Below are 15,859 nucleotides of genomic sequence, written 5' to 3' on the forward strand. Positions count from 1 at the left end.
ACCAGGGACTCCGCTCGCATGGAGAGGGGATTAGATCCTCGGGACAAGCCCGAGGATGACGCCCGTTCAGAGGACAGGTTTGCGCCCGAACATTGGACAGGTTTGTCGCCAATCCGGGCGCTTGGGCACCCGCTCGTCAGTTCGGCTTCGAAACCTTCTGCAGCTGCAGGAAGAACGAGGGCTGCAGCTTGAAGTTTTCGACGGTCGCCTTGGTCACGGCGTTCTGCTTCCAGTTGGCGACGAAGACCCACGGGGCATCGTCGTGGACGATATCCTGCATCTGCTTGTAGAGATCCGCGCGCTTGTCCTGATCGGTGGCGGTGCGGGCTTCCTCAAGCAGCTTGTCGACCTCCGGATTGGAATAGTAGCCGGAGTTGAAACCGCCCTTGTCGGGGAAGGCCTCGGTCCTCAGCGTCAGGAAGGGCAGGGTGTCCGGGTCGTTGGTCATCCAGGCCATTTCGGCCATGTCGGCATTGCCTTCGAGACCGGGGTTCACCTTGCCGAGGAAGGTGTTCCATTCATAGGTCTCGATCTTGACCGGAATGCCGACGGCTTCGAGATCAGCCTGGATCTGGGTGGCCATCGCCTGCGGCTCCAGCATGCCCGAGCCACCCTCGGTGACGTAGAAGGTCAGGTCCGAACCGTCATAGCCGGCTTCCTCGAGCAGCGACTTCGCCTTTTCGGGATCGTAGGGGTAGGGCGACAGGCTGTCGTCATAGGCCCAGGCGAAGGCCGGAGCGATCGGGCCGGCGGCAACGCTTGCCGTGCCCTGCAGGATGTCGTCGACGATCGCCTTCTTGTTGATCGCGTAATTGACTGCCTGACGCACCTTCTTGTCCTGGAACGGGCCGTCCTTGAGGTTCAGGATCAGGAACCAGACATGCGGACCTGCCTGTTCATAGACGGTGTAATTCGGGTCGTCGGAAAACTGCGACAGCGAATCCGGCGGCACCTCGACCATGACGTCGAGTCCGCCCGACATCATCTCGGCAACGCGGGTGTTGGCATCGGTGACCGGGCGGAAGACCACGGCCTCAAGCGGCGGCGCGCCATCCCAGTAGTCTTCGTTCTTCGAGACCACGACCTTGGCGTTCGGATCCCATTCCTCGAACTTGAAGGCACCGGTGCCCGACGGATGGCGGCCATAGTCCTTGCCGTATTCCTTCACCGCTTCCGGCGAGACGATCAGGCCGGTCGGGTAGGCGAGGTTCGACAGGAACGGCGCGTAGGCTTCCGAAAGCGTGAACTTCACCGTCAGGTCGTCAACGACCTCGACATTGTCGATGGCGGAGAAGTTGAAGGAGAGCGGGAACGGGCCGGTATCGTGGAACGGATGGTTCTCGTCGAGCATGCGATCGAAGTTGAACTTCACCGCCTCGGCGTTGAAAGGCGAGCCGTCATGGAACTTGACGCCGTCTCTGAGGTTAAAGGTGTAGGTCTTGCCGTCGTCCGAAATCGTCCAGTCGGTGGCAAGCGCCGGCTCGACCTCAAGCGTCCCGTCCTTGTAGCGCACCAGGCCGTCATACATGTTGACCAGGATACGGAAGTCGTTGACGGCGGTGTCGGTCGCGGGATCGAGCGATTTGGGCTCGGCGATCTGGCCGACGATCAGCACATTCGGCGGCGTCTGTGCCACGGCCGCGCCGGAAAAGGCGAGCGAAACAGCGGCAAACGCAGCTGCGAGAAGGCGTTTCATCAATCGGTTCTCCTCTGTTGTTGTTCCCTCAATTAATTATGAATATTTTTTAATATTCAAGCATTGATTATGATAAATTGTTTGAGTTCGGTTGTATAAGTCAACTTATGATGCAATTTCAGACTGTTGTGTCATTGGATGACAATGCTGGCATGGACTTGCTGCGCTGAATTAGTTTTTCCTCATAGGTTGTATTGCCTTAAAATTGCCTCTTAACGAGCATTTCTGCTGCTGGCCAAGGGTGGGCTGACGCCCGCCCGCACATCTGAAAGAGAAGGCGTTTGAAATGAGCAATATCGATATGAGCCGGCGCAGGATCATGATTGGTGGCGCCATGGCGGGGGCTCTGGCCGCGCTTGTCCCAGCGGCAGCGATGGCTTCCGCTCCGAAGGAGAACTATGCCGAAAGAACCCTGACGATCGGTCTCTTTTCCGGCGATATCAGTGCGCTTGCCGCCATCAAGGCGGCCCATCCCGTGGTGCAGCGATTTGCAAAACTTGAGCATGACGAGGCAAGCGCCGTTGGCGGCCTGCTGCTCGGCGCCGGCGCCGCGACACCGCAGCGGCCGCGCGACTTCGCCGACACGGTCGCGAAGCTGAAACAGATGGACCGGGGAACCGCCTTCGATCTGCTCTACGTCGATACCGAGATCGAGGGCCACAAGGCACTGCTCGGCATCCAGGCGGGTCAGGTCAAGGTTGGCGGCAGCGGCCTTGATGTCACCGTCGCCACCATCCTCGTGCCCTTTATCGAAAGCCACCTCGACATGCTGCACGCGGTGCGCACGGATCTCTCCGCCTGACTGAGCTGTAGCGACATCATCCCCTCGGGAAGAGGAGCGGCCTCATCCGCTGCGGTTCGGGATCTGGTACCGGACTGCGGCGGGTGAGGTCGAATTTTATCATCATAATTTGTTATTTAGCGAAAATTATCATAATAAATATCCCCTCATCCATCATTGGAAAGGGGAGACATGGCGACCGCACCGACAATCAATTCCGGACGGCTGAGGCAGCTTCTCGACGGCATCAATCGCTTCGGCGCCAGCGCTGGAGGCTTCAATCGTCCCGGTTTTTCTGATGCCGACATGGCCGTGCGCGATTTCTTTGCCGCGGAGATGGAGCGGGATGGCCTGGTCGTCTTTCGCGATGGAGCGAACTCGGTGTTCGGCCGTTTCGGTCCCGCGGACGGCCCCTGCATCATGGCTGGTTCCCATCTCGATACCGTCGTTGATGGCGGCGCTTTTGACGGCGCGCTCGGCGTTGCCGTCGCGCTCGAATGCGTGCGGGCGATGAAGGAGGTCGGTATCGTGCCGGCCACGCCGATCGAGGTTGCCGCAACCAGTGAGGAGGAGGGCCGTTTCGGCGGCATGCTCGGCTCGCAGGCGATGGCCGGGCTGGTGACGCGGGAATGGCTTGATACGGCGGTTGATGCCGATGGTTTGCGGCTCACGGATGCGATGGCGGGGCAGGGGCTGAACCCTGAGTCGGTTCTCACCTCGGTGCGCCCGAGGGGAAGCGTCAAAAGTTTCCTTGAACTGCATATCGAGCAGGGACCGGTGCTCGAGCGTGAAGGCATTGCCATCGGCCTGCCGACAGGTGCCACGGGCATCATCAATCTGCAGGTCACCCTCTCAGGCGTTGCCAACCATTCCGGCACAACGCCGATGGAAATGCGCGCCGATGCCTTTGCTGGGCTTGCCGAAATCGCCGTCAACATTCCGGCGCTGATCGAGGAGGCGGGTTCGGGCCGTATCACCATCGGCAAGGTCGAGCTTCAGCCGAACCATCCCCACACAGTGCCGGGGGAAGCGGTCTTCTCCGTGATCATCCGCGATGGTGATGAGGCTGTAATGGATACCCTCAACCGGCGCTTCGCCGAAGTCGCGGCCGTGGTCGCCAAGCGCCACAGGCTTGGCCTCTCCATCGAGCAGATGAGCGTCATCCCGCCCGTCGGCTTTGATCCGGGCCTTGTCGCGCTGCTGGAAGAGGAGGCGGCGCGGTTTGAACTGCCGGCGATGCGGATGATTTCCGGCGCCGGCCATGATGCCCAGACGATGATGTCGCTCTGCCCCTCGGCGATGATCTTCGTGCCGAGCCGCGATGGCATATCGCATGCGCCACAGGAGTTTTCGGAGTGGTCGGATATCGAAAAGGGCGCCGAGCTGATGCTTGCGGCGCTCGTCAGGCTTTCGGCTCAGCCGACAATATAGAGCTGGGTCGCGGCGAAAAGCACGGCCGCGATCGCGGCGAGAATGACGGCAGCGATCAGCGCAAGTTCGGCACTTGCTGTATTCGTCTGTGCTTTCCGGCTGGTTCTTTCTGGCATGACCGTCCTGACTGCATTCATGACTGCCACCATGGTGGATTTACCTTCCCGGTCTCTTAAGAAACATGGTTATCATTCTCTAAACACTTGAAACTTCGGAAGTGTTCCCGGCGTTTGCCAAGTGGGGTTCGCCGCGATAGAAGAAACGACCCGCGGCTAGAGCGCCGTGCATCCGTTCGGATGCACAAAGGACGCTCTAACCTATTGAATCTACGCATCGTGCTTTCCGAAAATCGATTCCGATTTTCGGGCCGATGCTGTAGACCAACGAAAGAGCGCCCAGATGGCCCGTGCCTTCCTTTATGTTCTTGATTCCTTCGGCATTGGCGGCGCGCCCGATGCCCGCGAATATGGCGATCTCGGCGCCGATACGCTCGGCCACATCGCCGAGTTCTGCGCCGCCGGCCTCGGCGATCGCGCCGGTCTGAGGGAAGGCCCGCTGGAATTGCCGAACATGGCATCGCTCGGCCTGCTGGAAGCGGCGAAGCTTGCCTCGGGCGCCTATCCGGCCGGCATGGAGCAGCCGGCGAGGATCTTCGGCCGCCACGGTGCGGCCACCGAGGTCTCGCGCGGCAAGGATACCCCCTCCGGCCACTGGGAAATCGCCGGCACGCCGGTGATGTTCGACTGGGGCTATTTTCCCGACGATGAGGTCTGCTTCCCGCAGCAACTGCTCGACACCATCTACTGGGAGGCCGATATCGCCGGCAGTCTCGGCAATTGCCACGCCTCCGGCACGGAGGTCATCAAGCGTTTCGGTCAGGAGCATATCTGGACCGGCAAGCCGATCTTCTACACCTCGGCCGACAGCGTCTTCCAGATTGCCGCCCATGAGTACCACTTCGGTCTCGACCGGCTGATGGCGCTTTGCGAGACGGTGCGCAAGCTGACCTATGACTATAATATCGGCCGCGTCATCGCCCGGCCCTTCGTCGGCGAAACCGAGGAGAGCTTCGAGCGCACGGGCAATCGCCGCGATATCTCCATCGAGCCGCCCGAAGCGACGCTGCTCGACCGGGTGGCAGCGGCAGGGCGCACGGTTCATGCCGTCGGAAAGATCTCCGATATCTTCGCGGGCAAGGGTGTGACGCGACACGTCAAGGCGAACGGCAACAAGGCGCTTGTCGATGCCAGCCTGAAGGCCATGGAGGTCGCCGAGGATGGCGATCTCGTCTTCACCAACCTTGTCGATTTCGACATGGTCTATGGTCATCGTCGCGATGTGCCGGGCTATGCGGCGGCGCTTGAAGCCTTCGACCGGCGCATCGGCGATATCGTCATGCGCATGCAGCCCGGCGACATCACCGTGCTAACCGCCGACCACGGCTGCGACCCGACCTGGCGCGGCACGGACCACACCCGCGAACGGGTTCCGGTGATCGCCTTCGGGCCCGGCATCAAACCCGGCTCCGTCGGTATCCGCGACACCTATGCCGATATCGGCGAGACGATTGCAGCCCATCTCGGCCTGGCACCCGGCGAGCACGGGAGGTCATTCCTGTGAAAAAGGCCGAACTCCACTGCCATCTCGAAGGCGCGACGCCGCCTGCGCTCGCCGCCAGGCTCGCCGACAAATACGGTATAGACCTGTCGCGCTATCTGGCCGACGGGCGCTATCTCTGGACCGATTTCTCGAGCTTCATCGATTGCTATGCCGCTGTCGCCGCGACCTTCCGTTCCGAGGAGGATTTCGCCGATCTCGCGGAAACCTATCTGACGGAACTGGCGGAAGCCGACACGATCTACAGCGAGCTTTTCATCTCGCCCGAGCAGGGCCTTGCCGCCGGTCTTTCCAGAGATGCCTACATGCGCGCGGTTTCCGAAGGCATCGAGCGGGCGAAGGCGAAGACCGGCATTGAATGCCGGATGGTGATGATCGGCGAGCGCCACATGGGGCCGGAGCAGGTGGAAGGCGCCGCGCGCTATGCCGTCGAAGGCCGGTTCCCGCTTCTGACGGGCTTCAACATGGCCGGCGACGAGCGCATGGGGCGTGTCGCCGATTACGCCCGCGCCTTCGATATCGCCCGTGAGGGCGGGCTGAAGCTCACGATCCATGCCGGCGAGGTCTGCGGACCGTTTTCGGTGCGCGATGCGCTGGATCTGGTGAAGCCGGACCGCATCGGCCATGGCGTGCGCGCCATCGAGGAGCCGGCACTGGTCGAGCGTCTGGCGGAGGAAGGTGTGGTGCTGGAGGTCTGCCCCGGTTCCAATGTTGCCCTTTCCGTCTTTGCCGACTTCGACAGCCATCCGTTGCGACGACTTTATGATGCGGGCGTCGGGGTGACGCTCAATTCCGACGATCCGCCTTTCTTTCACACCTCGCTTGCCCGCGAATATGCCATCGCCGCCGAGATGGGGTTTTCCGAAGCGGAAATTGCCGGAATGACGCGAACGGCGATCGAGGCGGCCTTTGTCGATGAGGCGACCCGCGCCCGGCTTCTGGCCCGGCTTTCGGATTGAAGTTGGTGGAAAAGCGCTGATGCGGCGCCTTGGCCGTCGGCAATGCTTGCCGTCGACCGCCGTTTTGCGCCATAAGCGGGAAACACTCGAAAAGACGGGACAGAAATCATGGACGGCGTCACGGTCATCTCTCACCCCCTGGTCCAGCACAAGCTGACGAAGATGCGGCAGAAGGATACCTCGACGGCGGGGTTCCGGCGGCTCCTGCGCGAAATCTCGACGCTGCTTTGCTACGAGGTCACGCGCGATCTTGAACTGACGATGGAAACCATCGAAACGCCGCTCACCGAAATGCAGGCGCCGGTCCTGGAAGGCAAGAAGCTGGTCTTTGCCTCGATCCTGCGCGCCGGCAACGGTCTCCTGGAGGGGATGCTCGATCTCGTGCCCTCGGCTCGCGTCTCCCATATCGGCGTCTACCGCGATCACGAAACGCTGGAAGCGATCGAATATTTCTTCAAGGCGCCGGAAGATATTGCCGAGCGTCTCGTCATCGTCGTCGATCCGATGCTCGCCACCGGCAATTCGTCGATCGCGGCCATCGATCGGCTGAAGGAACGCGGCGTCAAGAACATCCGCTTCCTCTGCCTGCTGGCAGCGCCGGAAGGCATCAAGCACTTCAGCGAAACCCACCCGGACGTGCCGATCTTCACCGCCTCGATCGACAGCCACCTGAACGAGCAGGGCTATATCGTCCCCGGTCTCGGCGATGCTGGCGACCGCATGTACGGAACTAAGTAAACCTTCCCGCGAAGGCGGAGCGTTCAGGCTGCAGGCAGACCACGAACACAAAAAAAGGCCGGCCCGGTAAATCCGGACCGGCCTTTTTCATTCTTTCGGCGTCTACTGCTTCTGCTGCAGCTGCTCGTTGACTGCGTCGTACTGCGCCTTCAGGTCTTCGTCATTGATGACGACGGTGTCGTCATCGCGCAGGCCCGACAGGATCTCGTTGTACTTTTCGGTCGCAAGCGCCTGCTGGAGCTGCGGCTTGACCTGATCGAAGGCAACCGGCGGCTTTTCGCGGACGTCCTCGACTTCGATGACATGGAAGCCGAACTGGGTCTGTACCGGCGTTTCGGTGTGTTCGCCGGGCTTCAGCGCGAAGGCGGCTTCTTCGAATTCAGGCACCATCTGGCCCTTGGAGAAATAGCCGAGGTCGCCGCCATTCGGGCCGGACGGGCCGGTCGAATGTTCCTTGGCGAGGTCTTCGAAGCTGGCGCCGTCATCAAGCTGCTTGATGATGTCCTTGGCTTCGTCTTCGGTCTTAACCAGAATGTGACGGGCGTGGACTTCTTCCTGCTTCGGCGCCTTGGCGACTTCCTCGTCGTAGCGGGCCTTCAGCATGTCGTCGGTGATCTGGTCATCGATGATCGAGGCCAGATATTCATTATAGAGTTCCTGCTGACGGAGGTCTTCCATGCGCGCCTTGAACGCGTCGGTCTGGTCGATGCCTTCCTTTTCGGCGGCGTCGGTGACGACCTTCATGTCGATCAGGCTCGAAAGGGCGACGCCGCGGAGCTGCTCGTCGGTCATCTGGCCGAACTGGCCCTTGAAGCGATCGAAGGTCTGCTGCAGTTCGGACTGGTGGATGGGCTCGCCACCCACCGTCGCGACCACCGGATCGTCGGTTGCTGCGTCCTGGGCGAAAGCCGGCGCGGCGAAACCAACCGCTGTTGCGAGCAGCGCGGCGGCTGCGAAATGTCTTTTCTGCATGAAATCACCTTTTGAATTGCGGGCGAATGCCTCCTGCTTCGCCCTGTCCGCCGAAAGCGGGAACACAGGAATGTGGCCATTGTGGAGCGGCCTTTGACGTTGACATCCCTTGACCCCCCTCTTATCTGTCTGCCTAGCCCGCGTCCAGAGAAGTTCCGGGCGACAGTAAGGTAAGACCCGCCTGCCGGAAAGCGGCAGGCCTGTCGCCGCGCAGAAGATGAACGATGAAAACTTTCGGAAAGAGCAATTGAAATGGTCTCACTCGGTGGCGTAGCCCGCAAATTGTTCGGTTCGGCCAATGACCGCCGGATCCGCTCCTACAAGCCGCGTGTGGCCGCGATCAATGCCCTCGAGGAGGAGATTTCAGCCCTTTCCAACGATGCGCTGAAGGCAAAAACCGACGAATTCAAGCAGCAGATTGCCGACGGCAAGACCCTCGACGATATCCTGATCGAAGCCTTCGCCGTGGTGCGCGAGGCTTCCAAGCGCGTTCTCGGCCTCAGGCCCTTCGATGTCCAGCTCATCGGCGGCATGATCCTGCACGAAAATGCCATTGCCGAGATGAAGACCGGTGAAGGTAAGACGCTTGTATCGACGCTTCCCGTCTATCTGAATGCGCTCGCCGGCAAGGGTGTCCACGTCGTTACCGTTAACGACTATCTGGCCCGCCGCGACAGCGAGACCATGGGCCGGCTTCATGCCTTCCTCGGCCTGACCACCGGCGTCATCCATCACGGTCTCGACGACCAGCAGCGCAAGGCTGCCTATGCATGCGACATCACCTACGCGACCAATAACGAACTCGGCTTCGACTATCTGCGCGACAACATGAAGATGCAGCGCTCCGAGATGGTCCAGCGCGGCCACAACTATGCGATCGTCGACGAGGTCGACTCGATCCTGGTTGACGAAGCGCGCACGCCGCTGATCATCTCCGGCCCGCTCGACGACCGCTCCGATCTCTATGTCGCGATCGACAAGGTCATCCCGATGCTGGAGGAGAGCGATTACGAGATCGACGAGAAGCAGCGCTCCGCCAACTTCTCCGAAGACGGCATGGAGAAGCTCGAAAAGCTTCTGACCGAGATGGGCCTGATGAAGGGCGCCTCGCTCTACGACATCGAGAATGTCGCGATCGTCCACCACCTCAACAATGCGCTGAAGGCGCACAAGCTGTTTTCGCGTGACAAGGACTACATCGTCCGCGACGACGAGGTCGTGATCATCGACGAATTCACCGGCCGCATGATGCCGGGCCGGCGTTATTCCGAAGGCCAGCACCAGGCGCTGGAAGCCAAGGAAAACGTCAAGATCCAGCCGGAAAACCAGACGCTCGCCTCGATCACCTTCCAGAACTATTTCCGCATGTACGACAAGCTCGCCGGCATGACCGGCACGGCGGCGACGGAAGCGGAAGAATTCGGCAACATCTACGGCCTCGACGTCGTTGAAGTGCCGACCAACCTGCCGATTGCGCGTCTCGACGAAGACGACGAAGTCTATCTGACGGTTCAGGAAAAATACCAGGCGATCGTCTCCGAGATCAAGGAAGCCAAGGAAAAGGGCCAGCCGGTTCTCGTCGGCACCACCTCGATCGAAAAGTCCGAGCTTCTGGCCGCCGCCCTTCGCCGCGACGGCATTTCCGATTTCAGCGTGCTGAACGCCCGCTACCACGAGCAGGAAGCCTTCATCATTTCGCAGGCCGGTGTGCCGGGCGCGCTGACGATCGCCACCAACATGGCCGGTCGCGGTACCGACATCCAGCTCGGCGGCAACCTCGAAATGCGTATCGAAGCCGAACTTGGTGGCACCGAACCCGGCATCGACATCGTCACCAACGAGCAGGGCCAGAAGGTCGAGGTCGAGCGCAAGTTCACGCCGGCCGGTCCTGAGCGTGAGGAAAAGGAAAAGGCGATCCGCGCCGATGTTGCCCGGCTGAAGGAGCAGGCGCTTGCCGCCGGCGGTCTTTACGTGATCGCCACCGAGCGCCACGAAAGCCGCCGCATCGACAACCAGTTACGCGGCCGTTCCGGTCGTCAGGGTGACCCTGGTCGCTCGAAATTCTATCTGTCGCTGCAGGACGACCTGATGCGCATCTTCGGTTCCGACCGGATGGAAAGCATGCTGACCAAGCTTGGCCTGAAGGAAGGCGAGGCGATTGTCCATCCCTGGATCAACAAGGCTCTGGAGCGCGCGCAGAAGAAGGTCGAAGCCCGCAACTTCGACATCCGCAAGAACCTTCTGAAGTACGACGACGTGCTGAACGACCAGCGCAAGGTCGTCTTCGACCAGCGCAAGGAACTGATGGATTCGGAGGACATCTCCGACATCGTCGTCGACATGCGCCACGAAGTCATCGAAAACGCCGTCAAGCGCCGAATCCCCGAACGGGCCTATGCCGAACAGTGGGATGTTGCCGGCCTGAAGGAAGACTGTGTCCGCCTGCTCAACCTTGATCTGCCGATAGAGGAATGGGCGCAGGAGGATGGCATCGCCGAGCCGGAGATCGAGCAGCGCATCATCGACGCAGCCGAGAAGGCCGCTGCTGTCCGGGCCGAGCAGGCAGCGCAGTTCGGTCCCGACGTGCAGAAATATGTCGAGCGGCAGGTGACCATGCAGGCGCTCGACCATCTCTGGCGCGAGCATATCGTCAACCTCGATCATCTGCGCTCGGTCATCGGCTTCCGCGGCTATGCTCAGCGCGATCCGTTGCAGGAATACAAGGCCGAGGCCTTCGAACTGTTCCAGGCGCTGCTGACCAATATGCGCGAAGTCGCGGTTTCGCAGATTTCGCGCGTCCAGCTCGTGCGCCAGGCACCGCCGCCGGAAGCCGAGCCGGCCGTCGATCCGGCGCAGATGCGTGCAAGCCACATCGATCCGGATACTGGTAATGACGAGATGGCTGAGGCCGATGCGGTTGGCGAGACCGACGTGATGCCGGCGGAATGGGCCAATACCGGTCGCAACGATCCTTGCCCGTGCGGCTCCGGCAAGAAGTTCAAGCATTGCCACGGCCGGCTGCTCGCCTGAGCAGCCGTCTTGGTGCTTGAAAGCGGCGGCCATCCGGGTTACAAAGCGAGCATGATGAACACGATGAACAACATTGCTAACTGGTGGTGGGCTCGCTAATAGGCGGCCACGATCACGCATGTTCATCTGAACTGACGAAGCCGCCCCACGATCGAGGCGGCTTTTTTGCTTCTTGCCGCCTTGTGCGGGGTGAAATTTGGCGGCGCCTGCGACGGCGCCAAGCAAGGTGGAGCACGGGACTATGAGCCTTCAGGAACGGCCGGATGGCGGTGAGAGCTATCAGACCAAAGGTGGCGTGAACATCACCCGCACGCGGCGCGAAGTCGGTTACGACGATGCGATTTCGAGCTATATCGAGCGGCTCGACGAGCGGCGCGGTGCGGTTTTCTCTTCGAATTACGAATATCCGGGGCGCTACACCCGCTGGGATACGGCGATCATCGATCCGCCGGCTGCCATCTCCTGCAATGGCCGCGCCGTGTGGCTCGAAGCCTTCAATGGCCGCGGCGAAGCGCTGCTGACACTCATCCTGCCGGTGCTGGAAAACCTCGATGCCGTCACGGTCACCGGCAAGACCAACCGGCGCATCGACCTCACCGTTGCCGCGCCTGACCGCCAGTTTACCGAGGAAGAGCGGTCCAAGGCGCCGACGGTCTTCACCGTGCTGCGCGCGATTGTCGACCTGTTCTATTCCGACGAGGATGCGAGCCTCGGCTTCTATGGCGCCTTCGGCTACGATCTCGCCTTCCAGTTCGATGCCGTCGACCTGAAGTTGGTTCGCCCGGACGATCAGCGCGACATGGTGCTGTTCATCCCAGACGAGGTGCTGATGGTCGACAACCACGCCGCCAAGGCCTGGATCGATCGCTATGATTTCGAAAAGGACGGTGTCACGACCGAGGGCAAGGCCGGCGATATCGCCTCCGAGCCTTTCGCGCCCTCCGATCGCGTGCCGCCGAAGAGCGATCATCGCCCCGGCGAATATGCCGAACTCGTGGTCAAGGCCAAGGAAAGCTTCGTGCGCGGCGACCTGTTCGAGGTCGTTCCCGGCCAGAAGTTCATGGAGCGCTGCGCCAGCAAGCCGTCGGCGATCTCCAAGCGGCTGAAGGCCACCAACCCGTCGCCTTATTCCTTCTTCATCAATCTCGGCAATCAGGAATATCTGATCGGCGCGTCGCCGGAAATGTTCGTCCGGGTCACCGGACGTCGTGTCGAGACCTGCCCGATTTCCGGCACGATCAAACGTGGCGAGGATCCGATAGCCGACAGCCAGCAGATCCTCAAACTCCTGAATTCGCAGAAGGACGAATCAGAGCTTACCATGTGCTCCGACGTCGATCGCAACGACAAGAGCCGGGTCTGCGAGCCGGGCTCGGTCAAGGTCATCGGCCGTCGCCAGATCGAGATGTATTCGCGTCTGATCCACACTGTGGACCATATCGAGGGCCGGCTGCGTCGCGGCATGGATGCCTTTGACGCCTTCCTCAGCCATGCCTGGGCGGTGACGGTCACCGGTGCGCCGAAGCTCTGGGCGATGCGCTTCATCGAGCGCCACGAGAAGAGCCCGCGCGCCTGGTATGGTGGTGCCATCGGCATGGTCGGTTTCAACGGCGACATGAACACGGGCCTGACGCTCCGGACCATCCGGGTCAAGGACGGTATCGCCGAGGTCCGTGCCGGCGCGACCCTGCTCTATGATTCCGTGCCCGAAGACGAAGAGGCGGAGACCGAATTGAAAGCTTCAGCCATGCTCGCCGCCATCCGCGAGGCGGAGGCCGCCAAACTTGCGCCTGCAACCCGTTCGGTCTCGAAAGCCGGGGCAGGGCTCAAGATCCTGCTGGTCGATCACGAGGACAGTTTCGTCCACACGCTCGCCAACTACTTCCGCCAGACCGGCGCCGAAGTGGCAACGGTGCGCTCGCCGGTGGCCGACGAGACCTTTGATCGCGTCAATCCGGATCTGGTCGTGCTGTCGCCCGGACCGGGCAGCCCGAAGGATTTCGACTGCAAGACAACGATCAAGAAGGCGCGCAGTCGCAACCTGCCGATCTTCGGCGTCTGCCTCGGCCTGCAGGCGCTTGCGGAAGCCTATGGCGGCACGCTGCGCCAGCTCGCCGTGCCGATGCACGGCAAGCCGTCGCGCATCCGCATCCTCGAGCATGGCCGCATGTTCGACGGGCTGCCGGGCGAGATCACCGTCGGCCGCTATCACTCGATCTTCGCCGATGCCGTACAGCTTCCCGCCGAGTTCGCGATTTCGGCGGAAACCGATGATGGCATCGTCATGGGCATCGAGCATCAGAGCGAGCCGGTGGCAGCGGTCCAGTTCCACCCCGAATCGATCATGACGCTCGGCGGCGATGCCGGCATGCGGATCATCGAGAATGTTGTGGGCAAGCTTGTTGGCCGCGCCGACGAAGCGCCCGTCGGGCGAAAGGCCGCAGGCTGACGCCAGCGACGCTGTCTTGCCATTGTCGTGGCGATCGACTAGCAAGCGCTCAAGCCGAACGGGCAGACAGATCAGAACAGGCGGGCCTCGCGCCCGCGCGCAGTGCCGTGACGGGGGGCGTATATGAGTGGTGGGCAGAAAAAAAGCGGTGGCCTTCAGCCCCGCCAATTGGCACTCGCCACGATTCCGCTTTCCGTCCTGGTGCTCGCGATAAAGCTCGGCGCCTGGCGCCTCACGGGCTCTGTCGCGTTGCTTTCAGACGCGCTCGAATCAATCGTCAATGTCGTCGCCTCCATCGCCGCCTATGTCGCCATCGTCTATGCGGCGAAGCCTGCGGACCACGATCACCAGTTCGGTCATCACAAGGCCGAGTATATCTCCGCGGTGATCGAGGGGGTCGCGATCGTCGTTGCGGCGCTGTTGATCTTCAAGGAAGCGGCGGTGGAGCTGTTCCATCCGTCGATGCCAGACGACATCTATCTCGGTCTGGGCGTCAACATCGTCGCAAGCGTCATCAACGGCATATGGGCCTATGTGCTGATCCGGGCCGGCCGGTCGCTCCGGTCTCCGGCGCTGGTGGCCGATGGCCTGCATATCCGAACGGATGTCGTGACCTCTGTCGGCGTCGTGATCGGCCTCGGCGTCGCGCTTGCGACCGGCTACGCCATCTTCGACCCGCTGATCGCGCTTCTCGTTGCCGCCCACATTCTCTACGCTGGCTATCGGCTGATCGTCGAATCGGTCGGCGGGCTGATGGATGTGGCGCTGACCCAGGAGGAGGAGGACGCCATCCGCACGGCGATCCTCGAAAATGCCGATGGCTCCTCCGGCGTTCACGATCTGCGCACGCGCCGCGCCGGCTCGGCGGCCTTCATCGATTTTCACCTGGTGGTCAGCGAGGCCATGCCGGTGGGCGAAGCGCACGACATCTGCGATCGACTCGAGGCTGCGATCAAGAAGGCCATTCCCGGCGCATCGCTGGCCATCCATGTCGAGCCCGAAGGCGTCAAGGCGCACGGCGTCCGGGTTCGCATCCACTAGAACTTCGAAGGTGATCCATGGTCAAGACAGATGTTTCAGGGCTCTCCCAGCTCGGGCATGCCGTCGACGCTCCGTCCTCTCCTGAAGAGGCGGTGATGGAAAAGGTTCCGTTTTCGCAAGCGGGGACGGATTTCGTCGTGCGTTTCACCGCGCCGGAATTCACCTCGCTCTGCCCGATGACCGGCCAGCCGGATTTCGCCCATATCGTGATCGACTACATTCCCGGCGAATGGCTGGTTGAATCGAAATCGCTGAAGCTCTTCCTGCATTCCTTCCGCAATCACGGCGCCTTCCACGAGGATTGCTCGATCTACATCGCCAAGCGTATCGTGGAGCTGACCGAGCCGAAATGGCTGAGGATCGGTGCCTACTGGTATCCGCGCGGGGGAATTCCGATCGACGTGTTCTGGCAGACCGGCGCGCCGCCGGAAGGCGTGTGGCTGCCCGACCAGGGTGTGGCCCCCTATCGCGGGCGCGGATAAACAAAAAGGCGGCACCTTGCGGGGCCGCCTTTTTGCGTTGGATGGGACGGCGCTCTTAGCCGGCCATCATGGCGATGCCGGCAAGGGCGGTCAGGCCGCCGAGGATGCGCGACAACGTCATGCCGCCAAAGCGGTTGAGGCCAATGCCGAGGCCGACGCCGGCGGCATGCAGAAGCGCTGTTCCGGCCATGAAGCCGAGGCCGAAGGTAAGAGCGCCCGCGCCGCCAAGCTCGGTGCCGTGCGCATAGCCATGGAAGAGGGCAAACACCGCGACGACAGCTGCAGAAACCGTGGCGGGAACCCTTACCGCAAGGGCCACCAGCAGGCCGAGGCCGACGACGGAGGCGAGGATGGCAGGCTCGACAAAAGGCAGGGACATGCCCGACAGCGCCAGCGCGAAGCCGATCCCCATGGTGATGACGAAGGAAGCCGGCACGATCAGCATCGCACGGCCGCCGATCATCGCAGCCCAGATGCCGACGGCAACCATTGCCAGGATATGGTCCGCACCGAACAGAGGGTGCGAAAGCCCGGCCATGAATGAGCCATGCTCGGCCGGATTGAGATGGGCGAAGGCCGGTGCGGCGGCGGCAAGGAGAATGCCAGCGGAAAGGATGGCAGGCCGGGCGGTGCGTGCGAACATTGTTCCCTCGTTCGTGTCAA

Annotated in this window: 13 protein-coding genes; 9 read left to right on the forward strand and 4 right to left on the reverse strand. The window is 61.7% G+C overall.

Annotation, left to right across the window (positions count from 1 at the left end):
* Positions 1-136: 136 nt before the first annotated feature.
* Positions 137-1,696 carry an ABC transporter substrate-binding protein gene (locus tag TM49_RS10175; RefSeq protein ID WP_045681014.1) on the reverse strand — a complete coding sequence of 520 codons (1,560 nt, stop codon included), beginning with the start codon at positions 1,694-1,696 and terminating at the stop codon, positions 137-139.
* Positions 1,697-1,982: 286 nt separating this feature from the next.
* Here TM49_RS10175 and TM49_RS10180 point away from each other — a divergent pair, with 286 nt between their 5' ends.
* Positions 1,983-2,498 (forward strand): DUF305 domain-containing protein, encoded by a 516-nt coding sequence (locus TM49_RS10180; RefSeq protein WP_045681016.1) that lies wholly within the window; start codon positions 1,983-1,985, stop codon positions 2,496-2,498.
* Positions 2,499-2,669: 171 nt separating this feature from the next.
* Entirely contained in the window at positions 2,670-3,908 is a 1,239-nt protein-coding gene (locus TM49_RS10185; protein WP_045681018.1) for a Zn-dependent hydrolase, read from the forward strand.
* Here TM49_RS10185 and TM49_RS23965 read toward each other — a convergent pair.
* Positions 3,893-4,024, reverse strand: coding sequence for a hypothetical protein (locus TM49_RS23965; RefSeq protein ID WP_280136247.1), 132 nt, complete (start codon positions 4,022-4,024; stop codon positions 3,893-3,895). The two genes, TM49_RS10185 and TM49_RS23965, sit on opposite strands and share 16 nt — an antisense overlap.
* Positions 4,025-4,307: 283 nt before the next feature.
* Here TM49_RS23965 and TM49_RS10190 point away from each other — a divergent pair, with 283 nt between their 5' ends.
* The 3 genes from TM49_RS10190 to upp all read left to right on the forward strand — a co-directional run bounded on the left by TM49_RS10190 (position 4,308) and on the right by upp (position 7,222).
* Positions 4,308-5,528 carry a phosphopentomutase gene (locus TM49_RS10190; RefSeq protein WP_045681021.1) on the forward strand — a complete coding sequence of 407 codons (1,221 nt, stop codon included), beginning with the start codon at positions 4,308-4,310 and terminating at the stop codon, positions 5,526-5,528.
* Positions 5,525-6,484 carry an adenosine deaminase gene (locus tag TM49_RS10195; RefSeq protein ID WP_045681023.1) on the forward strand — a complete coding sequence of 320 codons (960 nt, stop codon included), beginning with the start codon at positions 5,525-5,527 and terminating at the stop codon, positions 6,482-6,484. The genes TM49_RS10190 and TM49_RS10195 overlap by 4 nt, the downstream gene beginning before the upstream one ends.
* Positions 6,485-6,592: 108 nt before the next feature.
* The gene (gene upp / locus TM49_RS10200) at positions 6,593-7,222 is read left to right on the forward strand and encodes a uracil phosphoribosyltransferase (RefSeq protein ID WP_045681025.1); all 630 of its coding nucleotides are present in this window, start codon (positions 6,593-6,595) and stop codon (positions 7,220-7,222) included.
* 102 nt (positions 7,223-7,324) lie between these two features.
* On the opposite strand, the gene TM49_RS10205 is transcribed toward upp, so the two are convergent.
* Entirely contained in the window at positions 7,325-8,194 is an 870-nt protein-coding gene (locus tag TM49_RS10205; protein ID WP_045685100.1) for a peptidylprolyl isomerase, read from the reverse strand.
* 252 nt (positions 8,195-8,446) lie between these two features.
* Between TM49_RS10205 and secA the strand changes: the two genes are divergently transcribed.
* The 4 genes from secA (at position 8,447) to queF (ending at position 15,196) form a co-directional block, all read left to right on the forward strand.
* Positions 8,447-11,224 carry a preprotein translocase subunit SecA gene (gene secA / locus TM49_RS10210; protein WP_045681028.1) on the forward strand — a complete coding sequence of 926 codons (2,778 nt, stop codon included), beginning with the start codon at positions 8,447-8,449 and terminating at the stop codon, positions 11,222-11,224.
* Positions 11,225-11,465: 241 nt separating this feature from the next.
* On the forward strand, positions 11,466-13,673 hold the full coding sequence (locus TM49_RS10215; protein WP_045681030.1) for an anthranilate synthase: 2,208 nt from the start codon (positions 11,466-11,468) through the stop codon (positions 13,671-13,673).
* 123 nt (positions 13,674-13,796) lie between these two features.
* Positions 13,797-14,714, forward strand: a complete 918-nt coding sequence (locus TM49_RS10220; RefSeq protein WP_045681032.1) for a cation diffusion facilitator family transporter — start codon at positions 13,797-13,799, stop codon at positions 14,712-14,714.
* A gap of 17 nt (positions 14,715-14,731) precedes the next feature.
* A complete protein-coding gene (gene queF, locus TM49_RS10225) occupies positions 14,732-15,196 on the forward strand; it encodes a preQ(1) synthase (RefSeq protein WP_045681034.1) in 465 nt (154 codons plus the stop codon).
* Between the two features lie 55 nt (positions 15,197-15,251).
* Here the strand turns inward: queF and TM49_RS10230 are convergent, their stop codons facing one another.
* Complete coding sequence (locus TM49_RS10230; RefSeq protein WP_082074699.1) at positions 15,252-15,839, reverse strand: HupE/UreJ family protein; 588 nt, start codon at positions 15,837-15,839, stop codon at positions 15,252-15,254.
* Between the last annotated feature and the right edge of the window lie 20 nt (positions 15,840-15,859).

The sequence above is a fragment of the Martelella endophytica genome (assembly GCF_000960975.1).
Classification (GTDB): domain Bacteria; phylum Pseudomonadota; class Alphaproteobacteria; order Rhizobiales; family Rhizobiaceae; genus Martelella; species Martelella endophytica.